This window comes from Palleronia pontilimi, assembly GCF_016412875.1.
GTDB lineage: Bacteria > Pseudomonadota > Alphaproteobacteria > Rhodobacterales > Rhodobacteraceae > Palleronia > Palleronia pontilimi.
Genome location: NZ_JAEKPD010000001.1, coordinates 80,515 through 105,059, shown reverse-complemented (window position 1 = coordinate 105,059; position 24,545 = coordinate 80,515). Strand labels below are relative to the sequence as shown.

General features: G+C 66.8%; 24 protein-coding genes and 1 pseudogene. 15 read left to right on the top strand and 10 right to left on the bottom strand.

The window, feature by feature from the left end; genetic code table 11:
- Positions 1-9 precede the first annotated feature (9 nt).
- Entirely contained in the window at positions 10-1,431 is a 1,422-nt protein-coding gene (gene tldD, locus ILP92_RS00545) for a metalloprotease TldD (RefSeq protein WP_198914420.1), read from the bottom strand.
- 190 nt (positions 1,432-1,621) lie between these two features.
- On the opposite strand from tldD, the pseudogene coxB reads away from it, so the two are divergent.
- From coxB to ILP92_RS00490, 11 genes and pseudogenes are all read left to right on the top strand, one after another.
- A pseudogene (gene coxB / locus ILP92_RS00540) lies at positions 1,622-2,482 on the top strand (cytochrome c oxidase subunit II); the annotation flags it as partial.
- A 387-nt stretch (positions 2,483-2,869) separates the two neighbouring features.
- Entirely contained in the window at positions 2,870-3,796 is a 927-nt protein-coding gene (gene cyoE, locus ILP92_RS00535) for a heme o synthase (protein WP_198914418.1), read from the top strand.
- On the top strand, positions 3,796-3,990 hold the full coding sequence (locus ILP92_RS00530; protein WP_198914417.1) for a cytochrome c oxidase system small membrane protein: 195 nt from the start codon (positions 3,796-3,798) through the stop codon (positions 3,988-3,990). Before cyoE ends, ILP92_RS00530 begins: the two co-directional genes overlap by 1 nt.
- Positions 3,987-4,550 (top strand): cytochrome c oxidase assembly protein, encoded by a 564-nt coding sequence (locus ILP92_RS00525; RefSeq protein ID WP_198914416.1) that lies wholly within the window; start codon positions 3,987-3,989, stop codon positions 4,548-4,550. The genes ILP92_RS00530 and ILP92_RS00525 overlap by 4 nt, the downstream gene beginning before the upstream one ends.
- Positions 4,551-4,572: 22 nt before the next feature.
- On the top strand, positions 4,573-5,364 hold the full coding sequence (locus tag ILP92_RS00520; RefSeq protein WP_198914415.1) for a cytochrome c oxidase subunit 3: 792 nt from the start codon (positions 4,573-4,575) through the stop codon (positions 5,362-5,364).
- An 81-nt stretch (positions 5,365-5,445) separates the two neighbouring features.
- Complete coding sequence (locus tag ILP92_RS00515) at positions 5,446-6,111, top strand: SURF1 family protein (protein ID WP_198914414.1); 666 nt, start codon at positions 5,446-5,448, stop codon at positions 6,109-6,111.
- An 8-nt stretch (positions 6,112-6,119) separates the two neighbouring features.
- Entirely contained in the window at positions 6,120-7,499 is a 1,380-nt protein-coding gene (gene thrC, locus ILP92_RS00510; protein WP_198914413.1) for a threonine synthase, read from the top strand.
- Positions 7,496-8,758: a M16 family metallopeptidase gene (locus ILP92_RS00505; RefSeq protein WP_198914412.1), complete on the top strand. Its 1,263-nt coding sequence runs from the start codon at positions 7,496-7,498 to the stop codon at positions 8,756-8,758. The genes thrC and ILP92_RS00505 overlap by 4 nt, the downstream gene beginning before the upstream one ends.
- Complete coding sequence (locus ILP92_RS00500) at positions 8,758-9,342, top strand: GNAT family N-acetyltransferase (protein ID WP_198914411.1); 585 nt, start codon at positions 8,758-8,760, stop codon at positions 9,340-9,342. The genes ILP92_RS00505 and ILP92_RS00500 overlap by 1 nt, the downstream gene beginning before the upstream one ends.
- A 75-nt stretch (positions 9,343-9,417) precedes the next feature.
- Positions 9,418-10,236 (top strand): MBL fold metallo-hydrolase, encoded by an 819-nt coding sequence (locus ILP92_RS00495; protein WP_198914410.1) that lies wholly within the window; start codon positions 9,418-9,420, stop codon positions 10,234-10,236.
- Positions 10,233-11,636, top strand: coding sequence for an FAD-binding oxidoreductase (locus ILP92_RS00490; RefSeq protein WP_198914409.1), 1,404 nt, complete (start codon positions 10,233-10,235; stop codon positions 11,634-11,636). The genes ILP92_RS00495 and ILP92_RS00490 overlap by 4 nt, the downstream gene beginning before the upstream one ends.
- A 64-nt stretch (positions 11,637-11,700) precedes the next feature.
- On the opposite strand, the gene ILP92_RS00485 is transcribed toward ILP92_RS00490, so the two are convergent.
- From ILP92_RS00485 to ILP92_RS00465, 5 genes are all read right to left on the bottom strand, one after another.
- Entirely contained in the window at positions 11,701-12,507 is an 807-nt protein-coding gene (locus ILP92_RS00485; RefSeq protein WP_198914408.1) for an ABC transporter permease, read from the bottom strand.
- Positions 12,504-13,367, bottom strand: coding sequence for an ABC transporter permease (locus ILP92_RS00480; RefSeq protein ID WP_198914407.1), 864 nt, complete (start codon positions 13,365-13,367; stop codon positions 12,504-12,506). Before ILP92_RS00480 ends, ILP92_RS00485 begins: the two co-directional genes overlap by 4 nt.
- A 154-nt stretch (positions 13,368-13,521) precedes the next feature.
- Positions 13,522-14,253, bottom strand: a complete 732-nt coding sequence (locus ILP92_RS00475) for a transporter substrate-binding domain-containing protein (protein ID WP_198914406.1) — start codon at positions 14,251-14,253, stop codon at positions 13,522-13,524.
- 407 nt (positions 14,254-14,660) lie between these two features.
- Positions 14,661-15,431, bottom strand: a complete 771-nt coding sequence (locus tag ILP92_RS00470) for an ABC transporter ATP-binding protein (RefSeq protein ID WP_198914405.1) — start codon at positions 15,429-15,431, stop codon at positions 14,661-14,663.
- 77 nt (positions 15,432-15,508) lie between these two features.
- Positions 15,509-15,949 carry a tellurite resistance TerB family protein gene (locus ILP92_RS00465; protein ID WP_198914404.1) on the bottom strand — a complete coding sequence of 147 codons (441 nt, stop codon included), beginning with the start codon at positions 15,947-15,949 and terminating at the stop codon, positions 15,509-15,511.
- A gap of 130 nt (positions 15,950-16,079) precedes the next feature.
- On the opposite strand from ILP92_RS00465, the gene ILP92_RS00460 reads away from it, so the two are divergent.
- A complete protein-coding gene (locus ILP92_RS00460; protein ID WP_198914403.1) occupies positions 16,080-16,892 on the top strand; it encodes a MipA/OmpV family protein in 813 nt (270 codons plus the stop codon).
- 289 nt (positions 16,893-17,181) lie between these two features.
- On the opposite strand, the gene ILP92_RS00455 is transcribed toward ILP92_RS00460, so the two are convergent.
- The 3 genes from ILP92_RS00455 to secG form a co-directional block, all read right to left on the bottom strand.
- Complete coding sequence (locus tag ILP92_RS00455; RefSeq protein WP_198914402.1) at positions 17,182-17,355, bottom strand: CsbD family protein; 174 nt, start codon at positions 17,353-17,355, stop codon at positions 17,182-17,184.
- Positions 17,356-17,430: 75 nt separating this feature from the next.
- Positions 17,431-19,074, bottom strand: a complete 1,644-nt coding sequence (gene pyrG / locus ILP92_RS00450) for a CTP synthase (RefSeq protein WP_198914401.1) — start codon at positions 19,072-19,074, stop codon at positions 17,431-17,433.
- A 142-nt stretch (positions 19,075-19,216) separates the two neighbouring features.
- Positions 19,217-19,582: a preprotein translocase subunit SecG gene (gene secG, locus ILP92_RS00445; RefSeq protein WP_198914400.1), complete on the bottom strand. Its 366-nt coding sequence runs from the start codon at positions 19,580-19,582 to the stop codon at positions 19,217-19,219.
- A 158-nt stretch (positions 19,583-19,740) separates the two neighbouring features.
- Here secG and ILP92_RS00440 point away from each other — a divergent pair, with 158 nt between their 5' ends.
- Both ILP92_RS00440 and ILP92_RS00435 read left to right on the top strand, forming a co-directional pair.
- A complete protein-coding gene (locus ILP92_RS00440; protein ID WP_198914399.1) occupies positions 19,741-21,033 on the top strand; it encodes an adenylosuccinate synthase in 1,293 nt (430 codons plus the stop codon).
- Positions 21,033-21,257 carry a DUF2842 domain-containing protein gene (locus tag ILP92_RS00435; protein WP_198914398.1) on the top strand — a complete coding sequence of 75 codons (225 nt, stop codon included), beginning with the start codon at positions 21,033-21,035 and terminating at the stop codon, positions 21,255-21,257. The genes ILP92_RS00440 and ILP92_RS00435 overlap by 1 nt, the downstream gene beginning before the upstream one ends.
- A gap of 62 nt (positions 21,258-21,319) precedes the next feature.
- Here the strand turns inward: ILP92_RS00435 and ILP92_RS00430 are convergent, their stop codons facing one another.
- Complete coding sequence (locus ILP92_RS00430) at positions 21,320-23,707, bottom strand: hypothetical protein (protein ID WP_198914397.1); 2,388 nt, start codon at positions 23,705-23,707, stop codon at positions 21,320-21,322.
- 142 nt (positions 23,708-23,849) lie between these two features.
- On the opposite strand from ILP92_RS00430, the gene ILP92_RS00425 reads away from it, so the two are divergent.
- Entirely contained in the window at positions 23,850-24,500 is a 651-nt protein-coding gene (locus ILP92_RS00425; RefSeq protein WP_198914396.1) for a thiamine diphosphokinase, read from the top strand.
- The last annotated feature ends 45 nt before the right edge of the window (positions 24,501-24,545 follow it).

Here is a 24,545-nt window from a genome sequence, read left to right as displayed (position 1 = left end):
TCCTTCGAATCAGGCCGCCGATCCGCCCACCGTCAGCCCGCCGATCATCAGTGTCGGCTGGCCCACGCCCACCGGCACCCATTGTCCCGCCTTGCCGCAATTGCCGATGCCCGGGTCCATGGCCATGTCGTTGCCCACCGCGCGGATCTTCTGCAATGCCGTCGCGCCGTCGCCGATCAGAGTGGCGCCCTTCACCGGGGCGCCGACCTTGCCGTCCTTCACGCGATACGCCTCGGTACAGGAGAAGACGAACTTGCCGTTGGTGATGTCCACCTGCCCGCCGCCGAAGCCCACGGCGTAGATCCCGTCCTTCAGGTCCGCCAGGATCGCCGCGGGATCGGCATCGCCGCCCAGCATGTAGGTGTTGGTCATCCGCGGCATGGGCGCGTGGGCGTAGCTTTCGCGCCGCCCGTTGCCGGTGGGCGCCACGCCCATCAGCCGCGCGTTCTGGCGATCCTGCATGAAGCCCACCAGCACGCCGTCGTCGATCAGCACGTTGCGCCCCGACTGGGTGCCTTCGTCGTCGATGCTGATCGATCCGCGCCGGTCGGGGATCGTGCCGTCGTCCAGCACCGTCACGCCCGGGGCCGCGATCCGCTGACCCATGAGCCCCGCGAAGGCCGAGGATTGCTTGCGGTTGAAATCGCCCTCGAGCCCGTGGCCGATGGCCTCGTGCAGCAGGATGCCGGGCCAGCCGGGTCCAAGCACCACGTCCATCACGCCCGCGGGCGCGGGCTCGGCCTCCAGGTTGACCAGCGCGATGCGCAAGGCTTCGCGGGTGACCCCTTCCCAGTGGCTGCGCACCATCAGGCCTCCCAGCCCGGTCCTGCCGCCGCCGCCCATCGAGCCGCTTTCGCGCCGCCCGTCCTGTTCCACGATCACCGACACGTTCAGCCGCGTCATGGGGCGCACGTCGCGCAGCACCTGGCCATCGGCGCGCAGGATCTCGACCTCCTGGATCGATGCGGCCAGCGTCGCCGTCACCTGCACCACACGGCTGTCCAGATCGCGCGCGAAGGCGTCGATCTCGCGCAGGGTCTCGATCTTCACGGGGAAGGTCGCATCGGCCATGGGGTCGGCATCGGTATAGAGCTTGCGATTGGTGGGCAGGGGCGCGTCGGCGGCCACGCCGCCGCCATCGCCCACCGCCAGCCGCGCGGTGTCGACGGCGCGCAGCAGCGCGTGCTCGCTCAGCTCGGTGGAATGGGCATAGCCCGACGTCTCGCCCCGCACCGCGCGCAGCCCGAACCCTTCCGAGGCGTCGTAGCTGGCGTTGCGCACCCGGCCGTCGTCGAACATGATCGCTTCGGAGCGCTTGCGTTCGAAGAACAGCTCGCCGTCGTCGGCCCCGGCAAGGGCGGTGCGCAGATGGCGCAGGGCGGCGGCGTCGTCGATTCGGGTGCCGAGCGGGCGGAACGGGGCTTCACTCACGTAAAATGTCCTCTTCGGATCGGAACTTCGGGTCGATTAGGCCGCTTTTGCTGGTCATTCGGGGCGCGGGCGGCTGAATGCCGCAAGGCGGTGACTTGCCCCCTACACCCCAATATGGTTTTAAGCGCCAACTTTCCAACGGGTCGTGCCGTTCGCGCGTCCCGCCGTCGTAGCCTGACAGGATATATAGATGCGCACAGCCTTTTCCCTTACCGCCGCCGCAGCGTTCCTCGTCTCCCATGCCGCCATGGCGCAGGACGTGGGCCAGGATCTCGAGATCGTGGGCAAGCCCGCGCCCGGCGGGATGGGGTTCCAGCCCGCCGTGACCTCGATCGCCGAGGACGTGCATTGGCTGGACGGAATGCTGCTGATCATCATCACCGCGATCACGCTGTTCGTGGTGGCGCTGCTGGGCATCGTGCTGGTCAAGTACAACCACAAGACCAACAAGGATCCCAAGAGCTTCACCCACAACACGCCCGTCGAAATCGCGTGGACCGTCGTGCCGATCGTGATCCTGATCTTCATCGGCGCGTTCTCGTTGCCGATCCTGTTCAACCAGCAGGAAATTCCCGAAGCGGACGTGACCATCAAGGCGACCGGCTACCAATGGTACTGGGGCTACACCTATCCCGACCACGAATTCAGCTTCGACAGCTACATGATCGGCTCGCCCGCGACCGGTGGTGACAACCGCCTGACCGCCGACGTGGTCGCCCAGCTGGAAGAGGCGGGCTACACCCAGGACGAATTCAAGCTGGCCACCGACACCGCCGTCGTCGTGCCCGTAGGCAAGACGGTCGTGGTGCAGGTCACCGGAGCGGACGTGATCCACTCGTGGACCATCCCCGCCTTCGGCGTGAAGCAGGATGGCATCCCGGGCCGCCTGGCCGAGCTGTGGTTCCAGGCCGACCGCGAAGGCGTCTATTTCGGCCAGTGCTCCGAGCTTTGCGGCATCGCCCACGCCTATATGCCGATCACCGTGAAAGTCGTCAGCGAAGAGGCCTACGAGGAATGGCTCGACAGCGCGATCGAAGAATATGGCGGCACCCCGCGCGAGGCGTCGATGGCCCAGCAGGGCGACGGAACCGAAGCGGGCCAGGTCAACGAGATGACCGTGTCGCCCGTGGACGGTGAAGGCGAAGCCACCCCCGGCGAGCCGTCCGAGGAAGAGCCCCTGGCCGACGAAGAGATCGAGCCGGTGGTCGAGACCGAAGGCGAAGGGTCAGCCGACGGCGCAGCGGAACCGCAAGCGGATGGCGGCACCGAAGCTGACGCCGAAGCCGGTGGCGAAGCGGAAGCTAATGCCGAAGCCGATGCCGAAGCGGACGCTGAAGCTGAAGCCGACGCTGAAGCCGAAGCCGAGACGAACAGCGCGAACTGATTTCTGGCCGGTGTCGTGGCGCGACCGCGACACCGGCGGTGAAAGGCGGCGACGATGACTGACATGACTGTCCAGGCCCCCGAGCACGAGGCCCAGTTCGGCGATTACTTCGCCCTGCTGAAGCCGCGCGTGATGACGCTGGTGGTCTTCACGGCCTTCGCCGGCATGCTGGTCGCGCCCGTTTCGCTGCATCCCTTCGTGGGCTTCTGCGCCATCCTGTTCATCGCCGTGGGCGGCGGCGCGTCGGGCGCGCTGAACATGTGGTGGGACGCCGATATCGACGCGGTGATGAAACGCACGCGCAAGCGCCCCGTGCCGTCGGGCCGCGTCACCGGATCCGAAGCGCTGGCCATCGGCCTGGCGCTGTCGGGCTTCTCGGTCGTGATGCTGGGGCTGGCCACCAACTGGTTGGCCGCGGGCCTGCTGGCCTTCACCATCTTCTTCTACGTCGTCGTCTATTCCATGTGGCTGAAGCGCACGACGCCCCAGAACATCGTGATCGGCGGCGCCGCCGGTGCCTTTCCCCCGATGATCGGCTGGGTGGCCGCCACCGGGTCGATCAGCCTGGAATCGGTGCTGATGTTCTCGCTCATCTTCCTGTGGACCCCGCCGCATTTCTGGGCGCTCGCCTTGTTCATGCGGTCCGACTACGACGATGCGGGCGTGCCGATGCTGACCGTGACCCACGGCCGCCCCGCCACCCGCCGTCACATCCTGGCCTACACGATCATCCTCGCGGCCTTCGCCGTCTGGCTGGGCTTCACCAGCGCGGGCGGGCCGGTCTATCTGGTGGCCGCCATCGCGCTGAACGCCTGGTTCCTGAAGGGCGCGTGGGACATCTTCCGCCGTGACGAGGTCATGGCCGAGGCCGACAATTACACCACCGAAAAGGCGTTCTTCAAATTCTCGCTGCTGTATCTCTTCATTCATTTCGGCGCGCTGCTGGCCGACGCGGCCCTGCGCGCAGGGGGGCTTATCTGATGGCCATCAACGCAGAGCACGAACTGCACGGACGTCGCCGATCGCGCAATGTCGGACTGGGACTGGTGCTGGTGGGCTTCATCGCCATCGTCTTCGGTCTGACGGTCGTGAAGGTGAAGCAGCTGGGCGCGGTGCAGGGCTTCGACCATGTCGTGCGCCCCGAAATGCTGCCCGGCGAAGAGGCCCCGAAATGAGCATGGATCCCAAGAAGAAGACCGTCCTGCAGGCCGTGTCGCTGGTCGTGTTCATGGGCGCGATGGCCTGGGCGTCCGTGCCGCTTTACGACTGGTTCTGCCGCGTCACGGGCTACGGTGGCGCGACCGGCGTGGCCGAGGCCGGATCGGACACCGTGCTGGACCAGACCATCACGATCCGCTTCGACGCGTCGCTGGAACGAGGCATGCCCTGGGAGTTCAAGCCGCTCGAGCGCGAGGTCGAACTCAAGATCGGCGAGACCGGGCTGGCCTTCTACGAGGCCTACAACCCCACCGACCGACCCATCGCGGGCAGCGCGTCCTATAACGTCGCGCCCTACGATGCGGGCAGCTTCTTCACCAAGATCGACTGCTTCTGTTTCGAAGAACAGGTCTTGCAACCCGGCGAACGTGTCGAAATGCCCGTGACCTTCTACGTCGACCCCGCCATCGTCGAAGATCGCGACGCGAAGTTTGTCAATCACATCACGCTGTCCTACACCTTCTATGAGATTGATCTGCCGGACAACGCGAGCCAAGCCGCGCTGAACACCAATTAAGCCCAAACGAGGGGTCCCGCCCATGGCGCACGAAAAGAACCACGATTATCACATCCTTCCCCCGTCGCTGTACCCGTTCCTGGGATCGGTCGGCGGCTTCGTCATGCTGTTCGGCGCCGTGCTGTGGATGAAGGGGATGACGCCGTTCATGTTCTTCATCGGCCTGGCCGTGGTGCTCTACGTGATGTTCGGCTGGTGGTCGGACGTTGTGGCCGAATCGAACGAAGGCGACCACACGCCCGTCGTGCGTATCGGCCTGCGTTACGGCTTCATCATGTTCATCATGTCCGAGGTCATGTTCTTCGCCGCCTGGTTCTGGTCGTTCTTCAAGCATGCAATGTACCCGATGGAGACGTTTTCCGAAGGGCAATGGCCGCCCCCCTCGATCGAGACCTTCGATCCCTGGCACCTGCCGCTCATCAACACGCTGATCCTGCTGTGCTCGGGCGCGGCGGCGACTTGGGCGCACCACGCGCTGGTGCACGAGGACAACCGCAAGGATCTGCGCAACGGCATCCTGATCGCGGTGATCCTGGGCGTGATCTTCACGTTCTTCCAGGCCTACGAATACAGCCACGCGGCCTTCGGCTTCTCGGGCAACATCTACGGCGCCAACTTCTTCATGGCGACGGGCTTTCACGGCGCGCACGTGATCATCGGCACGATCTTCCTGTTCGTGTGCTACCTGCGGGTCCGCGCGGGCCACTTCACGCCCGAAAAGCATATCGGGTTCGAAGCCGCCGCCTGGTACTGGCACTTCGTGGACGTGGTCTGGCTGTTCCTGTTCGCGTCGATCTATATCTGGGGATCGTGATCGGTCCGTTCCGACCCCACTGACACCAACGAAAAAGGGCGCGGCATCGGCGCCCTTTTTGCTGCGACGAAAGGCACGCGCTTGCGCATTATCGGTTTCGCGATCTTCGCCACGGGCGGGCTGGCCCTGCTGCTGGGCTTGGGCATCTGGCAGGTGCAGCGGCTGGCGTGGAAGACCGCCATCCTAGACCGGATCGAGACGCGCATCGCGGACACGCCCGTGGCCCTTCCCGACGCACCGACCGAAGAGCGCGACGAATACCTGCCCGTAACGGTCTCGGGGCGGACCACGGGCGACGAGATCCACGTCCTGACCACGTCCGAGGCGTTCGGCCCGTCCTATCGCGTCGTCTCGGCCTTCGAGACGGACGCCTCCCGCCGCATCCTCGTGGATCTGGGGGCCATACCCACCGCGCAGAAGGACGCGCCGCGCCCGCCCACTGACCTGGACGTCACCGGCAACCTGCTCTGGCCCGACGAGGTGGACGGCTTCACCCCCGCGCCGGACATGGCCGCGAATATCTGGTTCGCCCGCGACCTGCCCGCCATGGCCCAAGCCCTGGACTCAGAACCGCTGCTGGTCGTCGCCCGGGCGCAAGCGCTGCCGGGCGTCCTGCCGCTGCCGGTCGGCACCACCGCGATCCCCAACGATCACCTGCAATACGCCATCACCTGGTTTTCGCTGGCCGCGATCTGGGCGGGGATGACAGTGCTTCTGCTGTCGCGTATGGCAAGACGTCAAACGTAAGGACCGACATGCTCTATGTCTCGACTCGCGGGCAGGCGCCCGAGCTGGATTTCGAAGGCGCCATGCTGGCGGGGCTTGCGCGCGATGGCGGCCTTTACGTCCCGGCCGAGATCCCGACCCTGACGCAAGCCCAGATCGCCGCCATGGCGGGCCAGCCTTACGAAGACATCGCGCTGCGCGTCATGCAGCCCTTCACCGGCATGGAGCCCGCGCATCTGAAGGACCTGATCGATCGCGCCTATGCCGGCTTCGGCCACGACGCCCGCGCGCCGCTGGTCCAGCTGGGGCCCAATCATTTCCTGCTCGAGCTCTTCCACGGCCCCACGCTGGCGTTCAAGGATTTCGCCATGCAGCTGATCGGCCAGCTGTTCCAGGACGCCATGCGCCGCAAGGGCGACCGCATCACCATCGTCGGCGCCACGTCGGGCGACACCGGTTCGGCCGCGATGGAAGCGTTCCGGGGGCTCGAAAACGTGGAATGCTTCATCCTGTATCCGCATGGCCGGGTCAGCGAGGTGCAGCGCCGCCAGATGACCACCCCGACCGAGGCGAATGTCCACGCGATCGCCGTTGACGGCGATTTCGACGATTGCCAGGCGGCGGTGAAGGCCATGTTCAACGATCACGCCTTCCGCGACCGGGTGGGGTTGACGGCTGTCAACTCGATCAACTGGGCGCGGGTGCTGGCGCAGGTGGTCTATTTCTTCGCCTCGGCCGTGGCCTTGGGCGCGCCCCAGCGCCGCGTCAGCTTCACCGTGCCCACCGGCAATTTCGGCGACGTCTTCGCGGGCTGGATCGCCAAGCGGATGGGTCTGCCCATCGACCGGCTGGTGATCGCCACCAACCGCAACGACATCCTGCACCGCACGCTTGCCACGGGCGAGCATCGCAAGGACGGCGTGCAGCCCACGATCAGCCCGTCGATGGACATCCAGGTCAGCTCGAACTTCGAGCGCGCGCTCTTCATGGCCTACGGGCGCGACGGCAAGGCGGTCAGCCAGCTGATGGACGAGCTGCGCGACGCGGGCGGCTTCCCGGTCAGCCAGGGCGCATTGCAGGCGCTGCGCGAGGATTACGATTCGGGGCGCTGCAGCGAAGACGACACCGCCGCGACCATCCGCGCCATGCACGCCCGCACGGGCGAGGTGCTGTGCCCCCACACCGCCGTCGGCGTGAAGGTCGCCGAAGAGCACCTGGCCCAAACGCCCATGATAACGCTCGCCACCGCGCATCCCGCGAAATTCCCCGACGCGGTCGAAGCCGCCACCGGCGCGCGGCCCGCGCTGCCGCCCCGCATGGCGGACCTCTTCGAGCGCGACGAACGCCTGACCCGCATCGCCAACGACGTTGACGCGATGAAAACCCTCATTGAAAAGCGCCTTGCATGACGCCCGAGCTTCACACCCTGTCCAACGGTCTGCGCATCGTGACCGAGGCCATGCCCGGCCTGAAATCCGCCAGTGTCGGCATCTGGATCACCGCCGGTGGCCGCCACGAGCGGGCCGAACAGAACGGCATCGCGCATTTCCTGGAACACATGGCCTTCAAGGGCACCGAGCGGCGCAATGCCCTGCAGATCGCCGAGGCGATCGAGGACGTGGGCGGCTACATCAACGCCTATACCAGCCGCGAAATGACGGCCTTCTACGCCCGCGTGCTGGAAACCGATGTGCCGCTGGCGCTGGACGTGATCAGCGATATCGTGCTGAACCCCACCTTCGATCCGCGCGAGATCGAGATCGAGCGCGGCGTGATCCTGCAGGAAATCGGCCAGGTCTTCGACACGCCCGACGACATCGTCTTCGACTGGCTGCAGGAAGCCGCGTTCCCTGACCAGCCCATCGGCCGGTCGATCCTGGGGCCGAGCGAGCGTGTGTTGTCCTTCGGCCGCGACGACCTGGCGGGCTTCGTGCGCGAACGCTACGGGCCCGGCGACATGATCATTGCGGCGGCCGGTGCGGTGGATCACGACGCGGTCGTGCGCTTCGCCGAAGCGGCCTTCGGCCACCTGGAAGCCCGCCCAAGCGCCCCCGCCAAGCCCGCCCGCTTCATCGGCGGCGAGCGTCGCGAAGCGCGCGAGTTGGAGCAGGTGCATTTCACCCTGGGCTTCAACGCGCCCAGCTACCGCGACGACGACTTCTACACGGCCCAGATCCACGCCAACGCGCTGGGCGGCGGCATGTCATCGCGCCTGTTCCAGGAGCTGCGCGAAAAGCGGGGCCTGTGCTATTCGATCTTCGCGCAATCGGGCGCCTTCGACGATGCCGGGCTGATGACGATCTATGCGGGCACCTCGGCCGAGCAGGCGAGCGAACTGGCGTTGCTGACCATCGACGAGATCAAGCGCGCGGCCGATGACGTGAACCCCGCCGAAGTGGCGCGCGCACGGGCCCAGATGAAGGCCGGCCTGCTGATGGGGCTGGAAAGCCCGTCGTCGCGCGCCGAACGGCTGGCCCGGCTGATCGCCATCTGGGGCCGGGTGCTCGACCTGAACGAGACGATCGCCCGCATCGACGCTGTGACCACGGGCGATGTGCGCGATTTCGGCGGGCGGCTGGCGCTGGACACGAATGCGGCGATGGCGCTTTACGGGCCCGTCGATGGCGCGCCCGAGCTTGGCACTCTGATGGGTCGACTGGCGGCCTGATGGCGCTGGGGCGTCGCAAGTTGACGGTCGAAACCGACCGGCTGACCCTGCGCCCGCCCCAGCATGGCGATTACGGCGCCTGGAGCGACCTGCGCCGCCGCAGCGCCGACTTCCTGAAACGGTGGGAGCCGACCTGGGCCGACGACCACCTGACCCGCAAGAGCTTCACCAACCGTGTCTACTGGGCGAATCGCTCGATCCGTAACGAGACCGCGATCCCGCTGTTCATGATCCGGCGCAGCGACAAGTCCCTGGTGGGCGCGATCACGCTGGACAACGTGCGCCGCGGCCCGGCCCAATCGGGCACGCTGGGCTACTGGATCGGCGAAGCCCACGCGCGGCAGGGCTACATGACCGAAGCCATCGCTGGCATCGTGCATTACGCCTTCTTCAAGATGGATCTCAGCCGGGTCGAAGCCGCCTGCCTGCCCGAAAACGCCGCGTCGCGCGGGGTGCTGGAGCGCGCTGGCTTCAAGTACGAAGGCGTCGCGCAAAGCTATCTGCAGATCGCGGGTCGCTGGCGCAACCACGTGCTTTACGCCAATTTGCGCGCCGACCGCCGCGGCAAGACCGACGCCGCCTGACGCGCGACGAATTTCCGCGTTGGCGCGCTGGGACGTGGCGGCTAGGCTGCCATCACCCCCAGCCGGAGACCCGCCATGCGCCTGTGCCTCGCCGCTTTCCTGACCCTTCTTCCCACCTTGAGCCATGCCCAGGACCGGATGGGCAGCCATTGCATCGCCATCGCCGACGCGGCACCCGGCATCGAATACGTCCACAAGGCAAGCTGGCAAGCGCCGCTGGCCGACGATTTCACGGCGCGGATCAGTTACCTCGACCACTCGATGTTCCTGATCCAGGCGCCCGACGGCACCACGGCGGTCACCGATTACAACGGCTTTCTGGGCCCCACCGACCTGGTGCCCGACATCGCCACCATGAACCACGCCCATTCCAGCCACTGGACGCTGCGCCCCGATCCGCGCATCCCGAACCTGCTGGAAGGGTGGGGCGACAGCCTTGAGCCGAACCTGCACAACCGAATGGTGGGCGAGATGCGCGTGCGCAACGTGCCCACCGATATTCGCAGGGGCACGGGGGTCGAGAAATACGGCAACTCGATCTTCGTGTTCGAGGTGGCGGGCCTGTGCATCGGGCATCTGGGCCACCTGCACCACAAGCCCGACGACGCGCAATTCGCGGCCCTGGGGCGGCTGGACGTGGTGATGGCGGCGGTGGATGGCGGGATGACCGTCGATCTGCCGACCATGATCGAGACGTTGCAGCGGCTGAAAAGCTCGGTCGTGATCCCGATGCACTGGTTCGGGCTGGCCACGCTGTCGCGCTTCCTGGACGGGATCGGCGGCGATTTCGACATCGATGTGCGCGATGCCTCCAGCATGGAGGTCAGCCTGCGCAGCCTGCCGGACCGGCCCACCGTGGTCGTGCTGAAGCCGGAATTCCTGCGCGACGAATGACCCATCCGCTGACGCCTGATTTGCGGGACGCGCTGGCGCGCGAGCTGTCCGATGGCGCGCTGCGCGATCCGTCCGACAGCTACCTGAGCGAGCCGCGCGGTACCTGGGCAGGCGTCGCGGGTGCCGTGGTCGCCCCACGCGACACGGACGAGGTCGCGCGCGTGGTGCGCTTCGCGGGCGCGCATGGCATCGCCGTCGTGCCCTGGGGCGGGGGCACTGGGCTGGTCGGCGGGCAACTGATGGAGCAGGGCGATCCGATCCTGCTGAGCCTCGAGCGGATGCGCAAGGTCCGGGGTATCTGGCCCGACGAAAACGTGGCCGTGGTCGAAGCGGGCGCGATCCTGGCCGATGTGCAGGCCGCGGCCCGCGACGCGGACCGGCTGTTCCCGCTATCGCTGGCGTCCGAGGGCACGGCGCGGATCGGCGGGCTGCTGGCCACCAACGCGGGCGGCGTGAACGTGCTGCGCTACGGCAATGCGCGCGATCTGTGCCTTGGGATCGAGGCCGTGCTGCCCACGGGCGAGGTCTTTCACGGGCTGAAGCGGCTGCGGAAGGACAATACCGGCTACGATCTGCGCAACCTGCTGATCGGGGCCGAGGGCACGCTGGGCATCATCACCGCCGCGGCTCTGCGCCTGTTCCCGATCCCCGCGCGGCAGGGCACGGCGATGATGGTGGTCGAAAGCCCCCGCGCGGCGCTGTCGCTGTTGGGCCAAGCACAGGCCCTGGGCGGCGTTTCGGCGTTCGAGCTGATCTCGGGGCAGGGGCTGCGGTTCCTGGCCGAGACCGGCCTGCCGGTGAAGCAGCCCTTCGCGGACGTGCCGGACTGGTGCGTGCTGATCGACCTGGGACTCGGCGCGCGCGACGACCCGGCAGAGGTGTTGGAGACGCTGTTCACCCAAGCGTTCGAGGCTGGGCTGGTCAGCGACGGCGTCATCGCGTCCAGCGAGGCGCAGCGCCAGGAGTTGTGGGCGGTGCGCGAGACCATCCCCGAGGCGAACAAGCGCATCGGCGCCATCGTGTCCAACGACATCTCGCTGCCGCTGTCCGAGATCCCCGGTTTCCTGGACGCCTGCGCCCCGCGCCTGCGCGCCGTCACCGACCTGCGGATCAACGCCTTCGGCCACCTGGGCGACGGCAACCTGCATTACAACCTGTTCCCGCCCGAGGGTCACGCCAAGGCCGATTACAAGGCTATGGCTGGCGATCTGCGCCGTATCGTTGACGACGCGGTGGCCGAGCGGGGCGGGTCCTTCTCGGCCGAGCACGGGGTAGGGCGGCTGAAGGTGGCCGAGCTGGAGCGCTACGGCGATCCGGCCAAGCTGCAGGCGATGCGCGCGATCAAGGCGGCGCTGGACCCGAAAGGGATCCTGAACCCCGGCGCGGTGCTGAAGGCTTAGGGCGGAGCGGGGCGCTGCCCCGCACCCCGAGGTATTTCTGGAAAGATGAAGGGACGGGCGCGCCCTATCGCATGAAGCTGGGGCGCAGCGTCATGCGTTTGCGCGCCTCTTGCGGCAGGTGGCGGTTCAGCCGCCTCGACGCCCACGCGAACAGCGTCACGACGCAGAGCGTCAGCACGATGAAATAGCCCGCCAGGATCGGGTAGGGCACGAACGGGTTGAAGGTCTTGTCGGCGAAGTAGCTGGCGTAGTAGAGCGCGTCCCCGCGCTGCTGCCAGGCCGGGAATCCGGAGAAATAGACCAGCGTGGTGGCATGAAACAGGAAGATCGCCTCGTTCGTGTAGGCGGGCCAGGCCAGGCGCAGCATGGTCGGGAAGGTGATGCGGCGGAACTTGGTGAAGCCGGTCAGCCCGTAGGCCTCGGCCGCTTCCATGTCGCCCTTGGGGATCGAGCGCAGCGCGCCGTAGAAGATCTCGCCCGAATAGGCGGCGGTGTTCAGGAACAGCACGATCAGCGCGCCCGCCCAGGCGGCGGTCAGCGGATCGAAGATCGGGTGCGTGGATTTCAGCGACAGGAACAGGAAATAGGCGAAGAAGAACTGGATGAAGAGCGGCGAGCCGCGGAAGATGAAGATGGTCCATTCCGACGGGATCCGGGCCAGGGGAGTCCTGCACGCCTTGCCGACCGCCAGCGCCACGGCCAGGAAGAATCCCGTCGAGAGGGCCACGACGCCGAAATAGATGTTCCAGATCATGCCCGAGCCGATCAGCACGAATTGCTCGCACAGGGTGAAGTCGCTGCGCGGCAACAGCCGCTCGCCGATGCCGATCGAGCGCAGGGCGTAGTCCTGGATGGTTTCGGCGCAGCTCATGCGGTCATGCCCCCGGTCGTCGCCTGGCCGTAGGTGAGGCGCTTCATCAGCCGCTCGAGCACGCTTTCGCTGACCTTGGTCAGCAGCAGGTAGAAGACCAGAAGCGCCAGGAAGTACCACATCCGCCAGTCGCCATGGGGATAGTCGGTGAAGTTCGGCGTCTTGGTGCCGCCCAGTTCGCGCGCCCAGTAGACGATGTCCTCGACCCCCAGCAGGAACAGCAACGGCGTCGCCTTGATCAGCACCATCCACAGATTCGACAGCCCCGGCAGCGCGTAGACCCACATCTGCGGCATCAGGATGCGGCGGAAGGTCTGGGCACGGGTCAGCCCGTAGGCCTCGGCGGTCTCGAGCTGGGCGCGCGGCACCGCCATCATCGCGCCGAAGAGCACGTTGGCCGCGAAGGCGCCGAACACGATGGCGAAGGTGAACATGGCCAGCAGGAAGCCGTAAACCTCGTGCTGCCATTGCGGCGCGGTGCCCAGTGGCAGTTTCGCGGCCTGGCAGACGACGAAATCGCTGCCCTGGCGGATCGGCTGGTCCCAACCGGGGCAGAGCACCTGGTGGCGCAGGTATTCCAGCCCCTGGTCCAGCGCGATGACGAAGAACAGGAAGAAGGCGATGTCGGGCACGCCGCGCACGATGGCGATATAGGTCTTGCCGAAGGCGCGCAGCGGCAGGATGCGCGAGCGCGCGGCAATGGCGCCGCCCAGGCCGAACAACAGTGCCGTCGGCGCGGTGATCGCGAGCAGCAGCAGGACCGTTCCGAACGAGCCGTAGAACGCCATGTGCTTGCCGGTGGTCAGGTAGCAGGCGAGCCAGGCCAGACCGTCCAGCGTGGCGGGATCGGCGCAGTTCATCGCACGCGACCGGCCGGGCCTGGGGCGGGCGGCTGGCGTGGCGGGAGTATTTTCGGAAAGATCAACTGCATGGGCAGCGGCAGCGTCGGCGGATGCGGCCCCCCTGTCAAGCGGGGTCGGAACGGCGCGCGGGGGCGCCGTTCCGTGTGTTGCTTCAGAACGTGGCCGACTCTGGCAGCCACTTTTCGATCAGCGCGTTCAGCGAGCCGTCTTCCTTCATCGACTCGATGGCGGCGGTGAACTTTTCGCGCAGCTCGGCGTCGCTTTCGCGGAAGCCCATGCCGATGCCGCCGCCCAGCAGGACGTCTTCGCCGACCATCATCAGCTCGGGGTCGGCGTCGACCACGGGCACCAGGAACGCCTTGTCGGCCAGGACCGCGTCGGCTTCGCCATTCTTCACGGCGGCGACGGTTTCCTCGGGGGTGGCGAATTCGACCAGCACCGCGCCTTCCATCGAGGCGACTTCGCTGGCCTGGATCGTGCCCGCCTGCGCCGCGATCACGGCCGAGGACAGGTCGATATCTTCGGACGCGGCCACGTAGACCGACGGGTCGGGCTGGGTGTAGGGCGCCGAGAAATCGATGACCTCGTCGCGTTCCTCGGTGATCGACATGCCCGCGATGATGGCGTCGTAGTTGCCCGACACCAGGTTGGGGATGATCGAGTCCCATTCGTTGGTGACCCATTCGCAGGTCAGCTCGGCGCGCGCGCAGAGCTCGTCGCCCAGCTCGCGCTCGAAGCCGTCGACCTCGCCCGCGTCATTCAGGAAGTTGTAGGGGGCATAGGCGCCTTCGGTGCCCAGGCGTACGGTCTGCTCGTGCGCGGCGGCGAATACGGCGCCCGCCGACAGCGCGATGGCGGCGGTGGTAAGGATAAGTCTTCTCATCGGGGTCTCCCTTGGTTCCGTCCTGCGGTGCTCCGCAGTGATCTTGACGGACGCGACGTTGAGAAATCGCGCCGACCTTGGCAAGGGTTTCAGCCGGACGACGCTACGGAAAGCGACGCCCGGCGCATGTTTTCAGCACGTGTCGCCCGTTTTCAGGACGCCCTGGCAATTGGCGTATTCCGGCGGCGTGGTGCGGTTGAGGCTTGCGGATGCGTTCTGACTCTAGTCGTTGCCCCAGACGAGGAAGATCTTCTCATGGTGTCTGCAGCAGCAGCTTGGGGGCCCAGGCTCACCGATTGTCACAGGCAGAAGATGACGCCTGCGGCGCGCGCGATGGCGGCGCTTGTCAATCCGGACGCCCTGCCCGGCATGCAGGGGCGCATCCCGCAAGGCTTCGCGGGAGTCGATCAGGCGGTGACCGAGGACAGGAAGCCGCGCAGGCGTTCGCTTTCGGGGGATCCGAACAGCTTGTCGGGCGCGCCCTCTTCTTCGACCAGGCCCTTGTGCAGGAAGATCACGTGGTCCGAGCAATCGCGCGCCATGGCCATGTCGTGGGTCACGATGACCATGGTGCGGCCTTCTTCGGCCAGGCCCTGGATGACGCGCACGACTTCCTGTTCCAGCTCGGGGTCCAGCGCGGATGTGGGCTCGTCGAACAGGATGGCGCGGGGCTCCATGCAGAGCGCGCGCGCGATGGCGGCGCGTTGCTGCTGGCCGCCCGACAGTTGCGCCGGATAGGCGTCGCACTTGTCGCCGATGCCCACCTTCGCCAGGTAGCCGCGCGCGGCTTGCTCGACATCGCCGCGGTCGCGGCCCAGCACGGTCACGGGCGCTTCCATCACGTTCTGCAGGATCGTCATGTGCGACCACAGGTTGAACTGCTGGAAGACCATCGACAGGTTCGTCCGGATGCGTGTCACCTGCTTGGGGTCGGCGGGCTTGCGGTCGGGCCCGCTGCCCTTCCACTTCACGCTTTCGCCTTCGAAGGCGATATCGCCCTGCTGGCTGTCTTCCAGCAGGTTGGCGCAGCGCAGAAGGGTGGACTTGCCCGACCCGGACGATCCGATCAGCGACACGACGTGGCCCTTGGGGGCGGTCAGGTCGACGCCCTTGAGAACTTCGAGCGCGCCGAAGGACTTGTGCAGGTCACGGATGGACAGAACGGGCGTATCGGACACGGAAAAGCGGACCCCTCAGGCTTGGCTGCGCCGGAGTAGGGCGGAAAACCCGCGCGATTGCAACGCCGGTGACGCGGTCAGCCGCGCGCCTCGACCCGGCGCCGGGCCATGTTGCTGTCGCGGTCGTTCACGCCCAGCATCGGCGCGATCATCCGCATGAGAGAATTTTCCTCGTCGTCGCGCACGCCATCGGCGGCAACCACCGCCCAGAGCGCTTCGATGACGCCAAGACGGTCGTCATAGGCGACGCTGTCCTTGATGGCGCGGGTAAAGCGCACGGTATCGGGCGCTTCGGCTTCAAGCGCCTCGGCTTCGCGGCGCAGACCGGCGGCGTCTTGGGTGTCCAAGCCGTAGCGTTCGCACAGCATGCGGTCGATGCGGTCGATTTCGGCGGTGGCATAATCGCCGTCGGCTTTGGCGATGCGCACGAGCAGGGCCGCCAGGGACAGGCGGGCATCCGCCTCGGGCAGTTGTTCGGGCGCGGGCGCGATCAGTCGTTTCAGAAGATCATCAAACATGGACTGCATTTAGGTCGAGTGTGGCGCCGGGCCAAGGCCTGCCGGGAAAACAACGAATTGTGCACTTGCCCCTGTTCGGAAGCCGTTGCAGTGGCTATCTATTCTCCAAGTTGTCTGCAGTGGATATCCCATGGTCCGATTCGTCCCCGTTGCCCTGATCGCCTTTCTGCCCGGCATGGCCGTGGCGGGCGACCTGTCGCTGCCCGTGGAAGAGCCGCAGCCGCTTTACGTGGCGCCCGCATCCAGCCCGGACCTGATCTTCACCCTGCGCGGTGGCGTGGCGACCGCGCCCGACTATTTCGGATCGGATGACTACACGATCGGACCCGACTTCGGCTTCAGCCTGCAATACGCGCGCCTGTTCGGCCGCGAATTCGGCAGCGCGGACCCCAATGATCCGCGTTACGGCATCGGTCTGCGCGGATCGTTCCGCTTCGTCGACGAGCGGACCGCCGACGACAACGCGGAGCTGGCGGGGCTCGAGGACGTGGACACGTCGCTGGAGCTGGGCCTGGGCCTTGGCTACACATCCTATCGCGTCGATGCCTTTGCCGACATGCGCTACGGCGTTGTCGGACACGAGGCGCTGGTGGGCGAGCTTGGCGCCGACTTCAAGGTCTATCCCACCGATCGACTGACCCTGTCGCTGGGCCCGCGCGTCTTCGTGGGATCGGGCAAATATGCCGACACCTATTTCAGCGTGTCCCCGGGCGAAGCCGCGGCCAGCGCATTCGACGCCTATGACGCCGATGGCGGCGTCCTGAGCGCCGGTCTGGAACTGGGCGCGACCTATGAGCTGAACGAGAAATGGGGCGTCGAGGGGGCCGTGACCTGGGACCGCTTCACCGGCGACGCCGAAGACAGCCCCATCGTGCAGAACGGCGACCGCGATCAGTACGGGCTGCGGGTGGGCATCACCCGGCAGATCACGCTGGATTTCTGATCTATTTCATGCGGGCGTAATCAGGCGGATTGTGCCCTGTCATCGTTCGTGGAGATACGACGGCAGCGGAACTGCCGTTTTCGATACACAAGATGATTTCCGGGGATTGCGCCTAGGCGCGTGACATTTGGCTTGGCTGTCCGCGTGGGCCGAAAAGTAGTCGCGACTCGCTCCGCCATGCCGCAGCGCGCCATACCAAGCCCGGAAACCAACGCCATTCGGGTCGCTCCCCGACGCGTCGGCCCGGGTTCAGTGAAACAGGCGGCAGGTTTCCCTGCCGCCCATGTTCTTACTTGCCCTTCAGGGCGCTTTCGGCTTCGCCGACGGTTTTTTGGGCCTTGCCCTCGACCTGCTCGGCCTTGCCTTCAGCTTCCATTTCCTTGTTGCCGGTGGCTTTGCCCGCGGCTTCCTTGACGGTGCCCTTCAGGTCTTTTGCGGTGCCTTTGGCTTCGTTCTTGTTCATCTGGTCACTCCATGCGTGATGGTTACAACTGCCGGGCCAATGCGCCGACAGGCAGATCGTTCCATCACGAAGTAGCTACACCAGGCGGCTGATTTCCTTGGCCGCGCGCACGAAATCGGCGAAGAGCGGATGCGGTGCGAAGGGCTTGGACTTCAACTCTGGGTGGAACTGCACACCGATGAACCACGGGTGATCCGCGATCTCGACGATCTCGGGCAGGCGGCCGTCCGGCGACATGCCGGAAAAGCACACGCCGTGCTCTTCCAGCCTTTCGCGGTACTTCACGTCCACCTCGTAGCGGTGGCGGTGCCTCTCTTCGATCCGGTGCGTACCGTAGATCTCGGCCACTTTCGAATTTTCCTTCAGCGTCGCGGTGAACGCCCCGAGCCGCATGGTGCCGCCCTTGTCGTCGAGCACGTCGCGGGCGATGGTCTGGTTGTCCTTGATCCATTCCTTCAGGTGGAAGATCACCGGCTCGAACCGCGCGGCGCCGGATTCGTGGTCGAATTCCTGGCTACCGGCCGTCTTCAGACCGGCCAGGTTGCGCGCCGCTTCCACGACCGCCATCTGCATCCCCAGGCAGATACCGAGGTAAGGCACCTTGTGTTCGCGCGCGAATTGCGCGGCCTTGATCTTGCCCTCGGTGCCCCGCTCGCCAAAGCCGCCGGGCACCAGGATCGCATCGAAGCCTTCCAGGTGCGGCGCCGCGTCCTCGCGTTCGAACAGCTCGGCATCCACCCACTCGATCTTGACCTTCACCCGGTTGGCCATGCCGCCATGGGTCAGGGCCTCGGCGATGGATTTATAGGCGTCTTCCAGCTGCGTGTACTTGCCGACGATGGCAACGGTGACCTCGCCTTCGGGATTGAACACGCGGTCGGCCACGTCTTCCCAGCGGCTGAGATTGGGCTTGGGCGCGGGCGAGATGCCGAACGCGTCCAGCACCGCCTGGTCCATGCCTTCGCGGTGATAGGCCAGCGGTGCTTCGTAGATCGATTTCAGATCGTAGGCGGCGATCACGCTGTCGGGGCGCACGTTGCAGAACAGCGCCAGCTTCTCGCGCTCTTTCTCGGGGATGAAGCGCTCGGACCGGCAGACGAGCACGTCGGGCGCGATGCCGATCGAGCGCAGTTCCTTGACCGAGTGCTGCGTCGGCTTCGTCTTCAGCTCGCCCGATGCGGCGATCCAGGGCAGCAGCGTCAGGTGCATGAAGATGCATTGCCCGCGCGGGCGTTCCTGGCCGAACTGGCGGATCGCCTCGAAGAAGGGCAGGCCCTCGATGTCGCCCACGGTGCCGCCGATTTCGCACAGCATGAAATCGACCTCGTCGGCGCCGATGGTCAGGAAGTCCTTGATTTCATTGGTGACGTGCGGGATGACCTGGATCGTCTTGCCCAGGTAGTCGCCGCGGCGTTCCTTTTCCAATACGTTCGAATAGATCCGGCCCGACGACACGCTGTCGGTCTTGCGCGCGGCCACGCCGGTGAAACGCTCGTAATGGCCCAGGTCCAGGTCCGTCTCGGCCCCGTCATCGGTGACGAAGACCTCGCCGTGCTCGAACGGGCTCATCGTGCCGGGATCGACGTTCAGGTAGGGATCGAGCTTGCGCAGCCGCACCGAAAACCCGCGCGCCTGGAGAAGCGCACCCAGCGCGGCCGAGGCAAGCCCCTTGCCAAGGCTGGAAACCACACCGCCGGTGATGAAAACATATCGCGCCATATTGGTGACGTCCCCCGTGATTGGCGGCCTGCTCGGGGCCAAGATCCTGCACTCGGGGCGACGTCGACTCGCCCCATCACGGGATTTGAGAATTACAAGAAAAGGCGCGCTTGCGCAACCGCACCGCTAGATATTGCGGTGATTATTCGGCGCGGGGCGGGACCAAGGGGGCATCGCCGGGGCTCGGCGGCAGCAGGCCGTCGCCTTCGGGCAGGGTCGGCGTCGGCGCCGCGTCCTCGGTCGTGTCCGATCCGCCCAGCCGGTCGATGACCGATGTGCCCGCGGCATTCTGCGCCGCCAGCACGGTCAGCGTGATCGACGTGGCGATGAAGCAGATCGCCAGCGCCCAGGTGATCTTGCCCAAGGCCGTGGCCGCCGCGCGGCTGGACATGGCGCCGCCCCCGCCGCCGCCCATGCCAAGGCCGCCGCCCTCCGAGCGCTGCAGCAGCACCACGCCAATCAGGCACAAAGCCAGGATCAGGTGGACGACAAGGACGATATTTTCCATCGGGGGCTCACTTCGGACGCGCGGACAGGCGGTATCTAGAGGCCGCGCGCCCGCGCCGCAACCCCCTTGGCGCGGCGCCCGGCGCGCGCATTTGGTGGTTTCGCACGGGCCATCGCCCGGATAAGAGTGGCACGCATTTTGCGATGGAAGGACACGCGATGGCGAATGTGGTGGTCGTTGGCGCCCAGTGGGGCGACGAGGGCAAGGGCAAGATCGTCGATTGGCTGAGCGAACGGGCCGACGTGATCGCCCGGTTCCAGGGCGGCCACAACGCGGGCCATACCCTGGTCATCGACGGCGAGGTCTACAAGCTGCACGCGCTGCCCTCGGGCGTGGTGCGGCGCGGCAAGCTCAGCGTCATCGGCAACGGTGTCGTGCTGGACCCCTGGCACCTGGTGAAAGAGATCGCGGGCATCCGCGCGCAGGGGGTCGAGATCACGCCCGAGACGCTGATGATCGCCGAGAACACCCCGCTGATCCTGCCCTTCCACGGCGAGCTGGACCGCGCCCGCGAGAACCAGAACGCGGTCGCCAAGATCGGCACGACCGGGCGAGGAATCGGCCCCGCCTACGAGGACAAGGTGGGCCGCCGCGTGATCCGCGTCGCCGACCTGGCCGACGATGCCACGCTGGTCACTCGGGTCGAGCGCGCCCTGGTCCACCACAACGCCCTGCGCAACGGTCTGGGGCTGGAGCCCATCGACCGCGACGCCCTGCTGGACAGCCTGCGCGACATCGCTCCGCAGATCCTGCCCTACGCCGCGCCCGTCTGGAAGGTCCTGGCCGAGAAGCGGGCGCAGGGCAAACGCATCCTGTTCGAAGGGGCGCAGGGGGCGCTGCTGGACATCGATTTCGGTACCTATCCTTTCGTCACGTCGTCCAACGTCATCGCCGGGCAGGCGGCCACGGGCACCGGCATGGGTCCGAGCGCCGTGGGCTACACGCTGGGCATCGTGAAAGCCTATACCACCCGCGTGGGCGAAGGCCCGTTCCCGACCGAGCTGCACGACGAAGACGGCCAGCGCCTGGGCGAGCGCGGGCATGAATTCGGCACCACCACCGGGCGCAAGCGCCGTTGCGGCTGGTTCGATGCCTGCCTGGTGCGCCAGACCTGCGCCATTTCTGGGATCGCCGGCATCGCGCTGACCAAGCTGGACGTGCTGGACGGGTTCGAGACGCTGAAGATCTGCACGGGCTACGAGCTGGACGGCGCGCGGCTGGATTACCTTCCCACCGCGTCCGACAAGCAGGCGCGCTGCACGCCCGTCTACGAAGAATTGCCCGGCTGGTCTGAAACGACGGCGGGCGCGCGCAGTTGGGCCGAGTTGCCCGCCAACGCCATCAAGTACGTGCGCCGCGTCGAAGAGCTGATCGGCTGCCCGGTGGCGATGCTGTCCACTTCACCCGAGCGGGATGACACCATCCTGGTCCGCGACCCGTTTGCCGACTGATGGCGCTGTCGCACAAAGCAAAGCGGCGCTGGTCGCTGGTGATCCTGCTGATCGGGCTGCCGGTCTATATCGTCGTGGCGTCCAGCATCGTGACCTGGCTGGGCCGCCCGCCGATCCTGGTCGAGCTGCTGATCTACGTCGTGCTGGGGATCCTGTGGGCCCTGCCGTTCAAATCGGTGTTCATGGGCGTGGGCCAGGCCCCTCCGGACGATGAAGACCGGTAGGATCCCCTAGAAATGAAAAAAGGCGCCGCATCGGGCGCCTTTTCTGTCTGTCATGTCGCGGCTCAGTGCATCGCGGCGCGGGCCTTTTCGATCACCTCGGCGTTGTCGTCGATGGCGAACTGGCCCTGGCCCAGTTTGTGGATGCGGCCGGTGCGCAGCAGCTGTCCGAAGCTTTGCAGACCTTCCTCGCGGCTGATCTCGCCCTCGGCGGCGCTGGCGGCGCGGCGCAGCATGGCGGGACGGGTGACGCCTTCCTGGCCCTCGACGATCTTGGCATAGGCCGCGGCGGCTTCCAGGATGTCGGGAAGCTCTTGCGCGCCGACGCGCTGGGCGAAGTCGCTGAAGCTTTCGTCGCTGCGCGCCCGGGTCTCGGTCGGCTTCTCGGACGCGGTCGCCACGCGGCTGGGGCGGGCGGGCGTCACCTTGACCGTGACGTTGCCATTGGGCTGATCCACGCGCTGCTCGGACACCAGCACCAGCGGGGCGGGACGGTCGGCCAGCGGATCGCGCGGGCGCTCGGTGCCCCTGGCGCCGTCGCGGCCTGCCGCGGGGCGGCTGGGACGCACGACCTGGGCCAGATCGTCACGGAACTGGCTGATCGCCTCGTCGTCCTGCTCCTTGCGCTTGTCGCGCAGACCGTCATCGGCCTTGGTCGCGGCGACAGCGGCCTTCAGATGCGCGATGGCCGAGCGGCGGCGGTTGCCTTCGGCATCCCCCAGCTGCGCGTTGGTCTTGTCGAGCAGGCGCTCGAGCGCGGCCTCGCCTTCCACTTGCGATCCGGACGCGGCGGCATCATCGTCCGCATCGCGGTCGTCGTCCTCGTCTTCGTCACCGGACGCGTCGGTGTCCGTGCCCAGCTCCATCGCGAATTCGCTGTCGATCACTTCGTCCAGCGTGCGGGCGTGGGGCTTGCGCTCGGCGGCTTCGAGCATCCGTGCGTCGCGCTCGACCTCGGCCAATTCGGCGACAAGGTCTTCTTCCTCGTCCGCGTCGAGACCGGCGTCGCTGACCAGGTCGCGGATACCCGCGGTCAGTTCGTCTTCTTCCTCGGCATCGTCGCGGCCGAAGGCTTCGGCGGCGGGCAGGTCTTCTTCGTCCACGTCGATTTCGGCGATCACGTCGCTATCGGTCTCGGCGGCCTCGTCGTCTTCGACCTCTTCGATGTCACCGGCGGCCAGCGCGGCCTCGAAATCGCGGCGCTTGAGCTTGATGACCCGCGCGACCGGAGCCTGGGGGGCGACCGGCTGCGCCGTCGGCTGCTCGGCAGTCTCGGGGGTCTCGTCTTCTTCGGCAGCTTCCACGAGCTGCTGCGGCTCTTCCGTCTCGGCTTCCTCGGCGGCTTCGGCTTCTTCGGCAGCGCGGGCTTCCTCGGCAGCGCGCTCGGCAGCTTCGGCTTCCTGGGCGGCGCGGGCATCCTCGGCGGCACGCTCGGCGGCTTCGGCGTCTTCGGCAGCGCGGGCGTCCTCGGCAGCGCGCTCGGCAGCTTCGGCTTCCTGGGCGGCGCGGGCTTCCTCGGCGGCACGCTCGGCGGCTTCGGCCTCTTGGGCGGCGCGAGCTTCCTCGGCGGCACGCTCGGCAGCTTCGGCTTCTTGGGCGGCGCGAGCTTCCTCGGCGGCACGCTCGGCGGCTTCCGCTTCCTGGGCGGCGCGAGCTTCCTCTGCGGCGCGTTCTGCGGCTTCCGCTTCCTGAGCGGCACGGGCTTCCTCGGCAGCGCGCTCGGCAGCTTCGGCTTCCTGGGCGGCTCGGGCTTCCTCGGCAGCGCGCTCGGCAGCTTCGGCTTCCTGGGCGGCGCGGGCCTCCTCGGCAGCACGCTCTGCGGCTTCGGCCTCTTCGGCCTTCGGCGAATCAGGAACCGAAAGATCGGTCAGGATGGTCGACCCGACCAGGTCGACGGTTTCGTCCGCGTCGTCCTGGGCCGGGATGTCTTCGTCCGTCGCGCTGAATTCGACGTCGATCCCTTCGAACGCCTTCTCGAGCGAATCCGACAGGACCGCGTCTTCGACCGGCTCGTCCTCGGCATAGGTCGCCTTTTCGGCGCGCGCTTTCGCGACCACCGCGCGGATGCGGCTGAGCTTGTCGGCCACGCTGTCGCCATCGCCCGAGGCGAAGGGCGAGCGGTCCACGTCCTCGGCTTCGACCGATGCGGGCGCGGTGTCGACCAGCGGCTTCGGCGCGGGCTTCCTGGGGCTGCCCGATTCGACCTGGCGCAAGGCCACACCGTTGTCGAGCACGCGCGCTTCGACCCGCTTCTGCACTTCGCGCTCGGCGATCTGATGCAGCATCTGCGCGTCAGGCTGCGGCGGCTCGGCCCCGAAATACCTGTCTTCGGCAGCCAGGTCGCGGAAATATTCCGCGATCGACTGCATCGTGTTGAAGGGCTGGTCAAAGCCTTCCAACGTGCATGAGAACGTGCCGTAGGACACGGTCAATATCTTGTTCGATCCAGTCATCGCTACTCGCTTTCTCCCCCGATCCAGCAAGGCTATGTTTACCACGCATTGGTTCCGGAAAATGAACAGAACCAAGAAAAGTCGGGTATCTTTTCGAGGCCATAATGTGACTTTTCCAATAAATGCTGGGTCCGACGCGAGAATGGATAAAAAGATCTGCTCCGGTGGCGGCGTGACGCTCGTGGGCGGGGGCCCGTGCGAATCAGCGGATATCGACGCCGCGCTGGTCCGCGCGCCCTATCTGGTGGCCGCGGATGGCGGTGCGGATTGGGTGCGGGCGGCCGGGCGTCAGCCCGAGCTGGTGCTGGGCGACATGGACTCGATCTCGGACCTGGCGCGGGCCGAGCTGCCGCCCGAAGCACTGGTGCATATCCCCGACCAGGACACGACCGACTTCGAAAAATGCCTGCAGCGGATCAGCGCGCCGCTGATCCTGGCCGTCGGCTTCCTGGGCGGGCGGTTCGACCACTCCCTTGCCGCCTGCACCACGCTGTCCCGTTTCGACGGGCGGTGCATCCTTCTGGGCCGCGAAGATATCGTCTTCGCCGTCCCCGCCAGCCTGGAGCTGGACCTCGCGCCCGGCACCCGGGTGTCGCTCTATCCCATGGCGCGGGTGGGCGGGCGGTCCGAGGGGTTGGAGTGGCCCATCGACGGGCTGACGCTCGAGCCCGCGGGCCGGATCGGGACGTCCAACCGCGCGACGGGTCCGGTGCGGCTGGATTTCCATGCGCCGGGGATGCTGGTGATCGTGCCGCGCGGCGCGCTGGACCGGGTGATCGCCGCCACCGCCTAGCGCGAACGGGCCGCCGGGCGGGCGATGCCGCGACCGGGATGGCGG

Coding starts and splice junctions, on each gene's coding strand:
- cyoE (WP_198914418.1), top strand. CDS start 2,870: ATGACTGACATGACTGTCCAGGCCCCCGAGCACGAGGCCCAGTTCGGC.
- ILP92_RS00530 (WP_198914417.1), top strand. CDS start 3,796: ATGGCCATCAACGCAGAGCACGAACTGCACGGACGTCGCCGATCGCGC.
- ILP92_RS00525 (WP_198914416.1), top strand. CDS start 3,987: ATGAGCATGGATCCCAAGAAGAAGACCGTCCTGCAGGCCGTGTCGCTG.
- ILP92_RS00520 (WP_198914415.1), top strand. CDS start 4,573: ATGGCGCACGAAAAGAACCACGATTATCACATCCTTCCCCCGTCGCTG.
- thrC (WP_198914413.1), top strand. CDS start 6,120: ATGCTCTATGTCTCGACTCGCGGGCAGGCGCCCGAGCTGGATTTCGAA.
- ILP92_RS00505 (WP_198914412.1), top strand. CDS start 7,496: ATGACGCCCGAGCTTCACACCCTGTCCAACGGTCTGCGCATCGTGACC.
- ILP92_RS00500 (WP_198914411.1), top strand. CDS start 8,758: ATGGCGCTGGGGCGTCGCAAGTTGACGGTCGAAACCGACCGGCTGACC.
- ILP92_RS00495 (WP_198914410.1), top strand. CDS start 9,418: ATGCGCCTGTGCCTCGCCGCTTTCCTGACCCTTCTTCCCACCTTGAGC.
- ILP92_RS00490 (WP_198914409.1), top strand. CDS start 10,233: ATGACCCATCCGCTGACGCCTGATTTGCGGGACGCGCTGGCGCGCGAG.
- ILP92_RS00485 (WP_198914408.1), bottom strand. CDS start 12,507: ATGAGCTGCGCCGAAACCATCCAGGACTACGCCCTGCGCTCGATCGGC.
- ILP92_RS00480 (WP_198914407.1), bottom strand. CDS start 13,367: ATGAACTGCGCCGATCCCGCCACGCTGGACGGTCTGGCCTGGCTCGCC.
- ILP92_RS00475 (WP_198914406.1), bottom strand. CDS start 14,253: ATGAGAAGACTTATCCTTACCACCGCCGCCATCGCGCTGTCGGCGGGC.
- ILP92_RS00465 (WP_198914404.1), bottom strand. CDS start 15,949: ATGTTTGATGATCTTCTGAAACGACTGATCGCGCCCGCGCCCGAACAA.
- ILP92_RS00460 (WP_198914403.1), top strand. CDS start 16,080: ATGGTCCGATTCGTCCCCGTTGCCCTGATCGCCTTTCTGCCCGGCATG.
- ILP92_RS00455 (WP_198914402.1), bottom strand. CDS start 17,355: ATGAACAAGAACGAAGCCAAAGGCACCGCAAAAGACCTGAAGGGCACC.
- pyrG (WP_198914401.1), bottom strand. CDS start 19,074: ATGGCGCGATATGTTTTCATCACCGGCGGTGTGGTTTCCAGCCTTGGC.
- secG (WP_198914400.1), bottom strand. CDS start 19,582: ATGGAAAATATCGTCCTTGTCGTCCACCTGATCCTGGCTTTGTGCCTG.
- ILP92_RS00440 (WP_198914399.1), top strand. CDS start 19,741: ATGGCGAATGTGGTGGTCGTTGGCGCCCAGTGGGGCGACGAGGGCAAG.
- ILP92_RS00435 (WP_198914398.1), top strand. CDS start 21,033: ATGGCGCTGTCGCACAAAGCAAAGCGGCGCTGGTCGCTGGTGATCCTG.
- ILP92_RS00430 (WP_198914397.1), bottom strand. CDS start 23,707: ATGACTGGATCGAACAAGATATTGACCGTGTCCTACGGCACGTTCTCA.
- ILP92_RS00425 (WP_198914396.1), top strand. CDS start 23,850: ATGGATAAAAAGATCTGCTCCGGTGGCGGCGTGACGCTCGTGGGCGGG.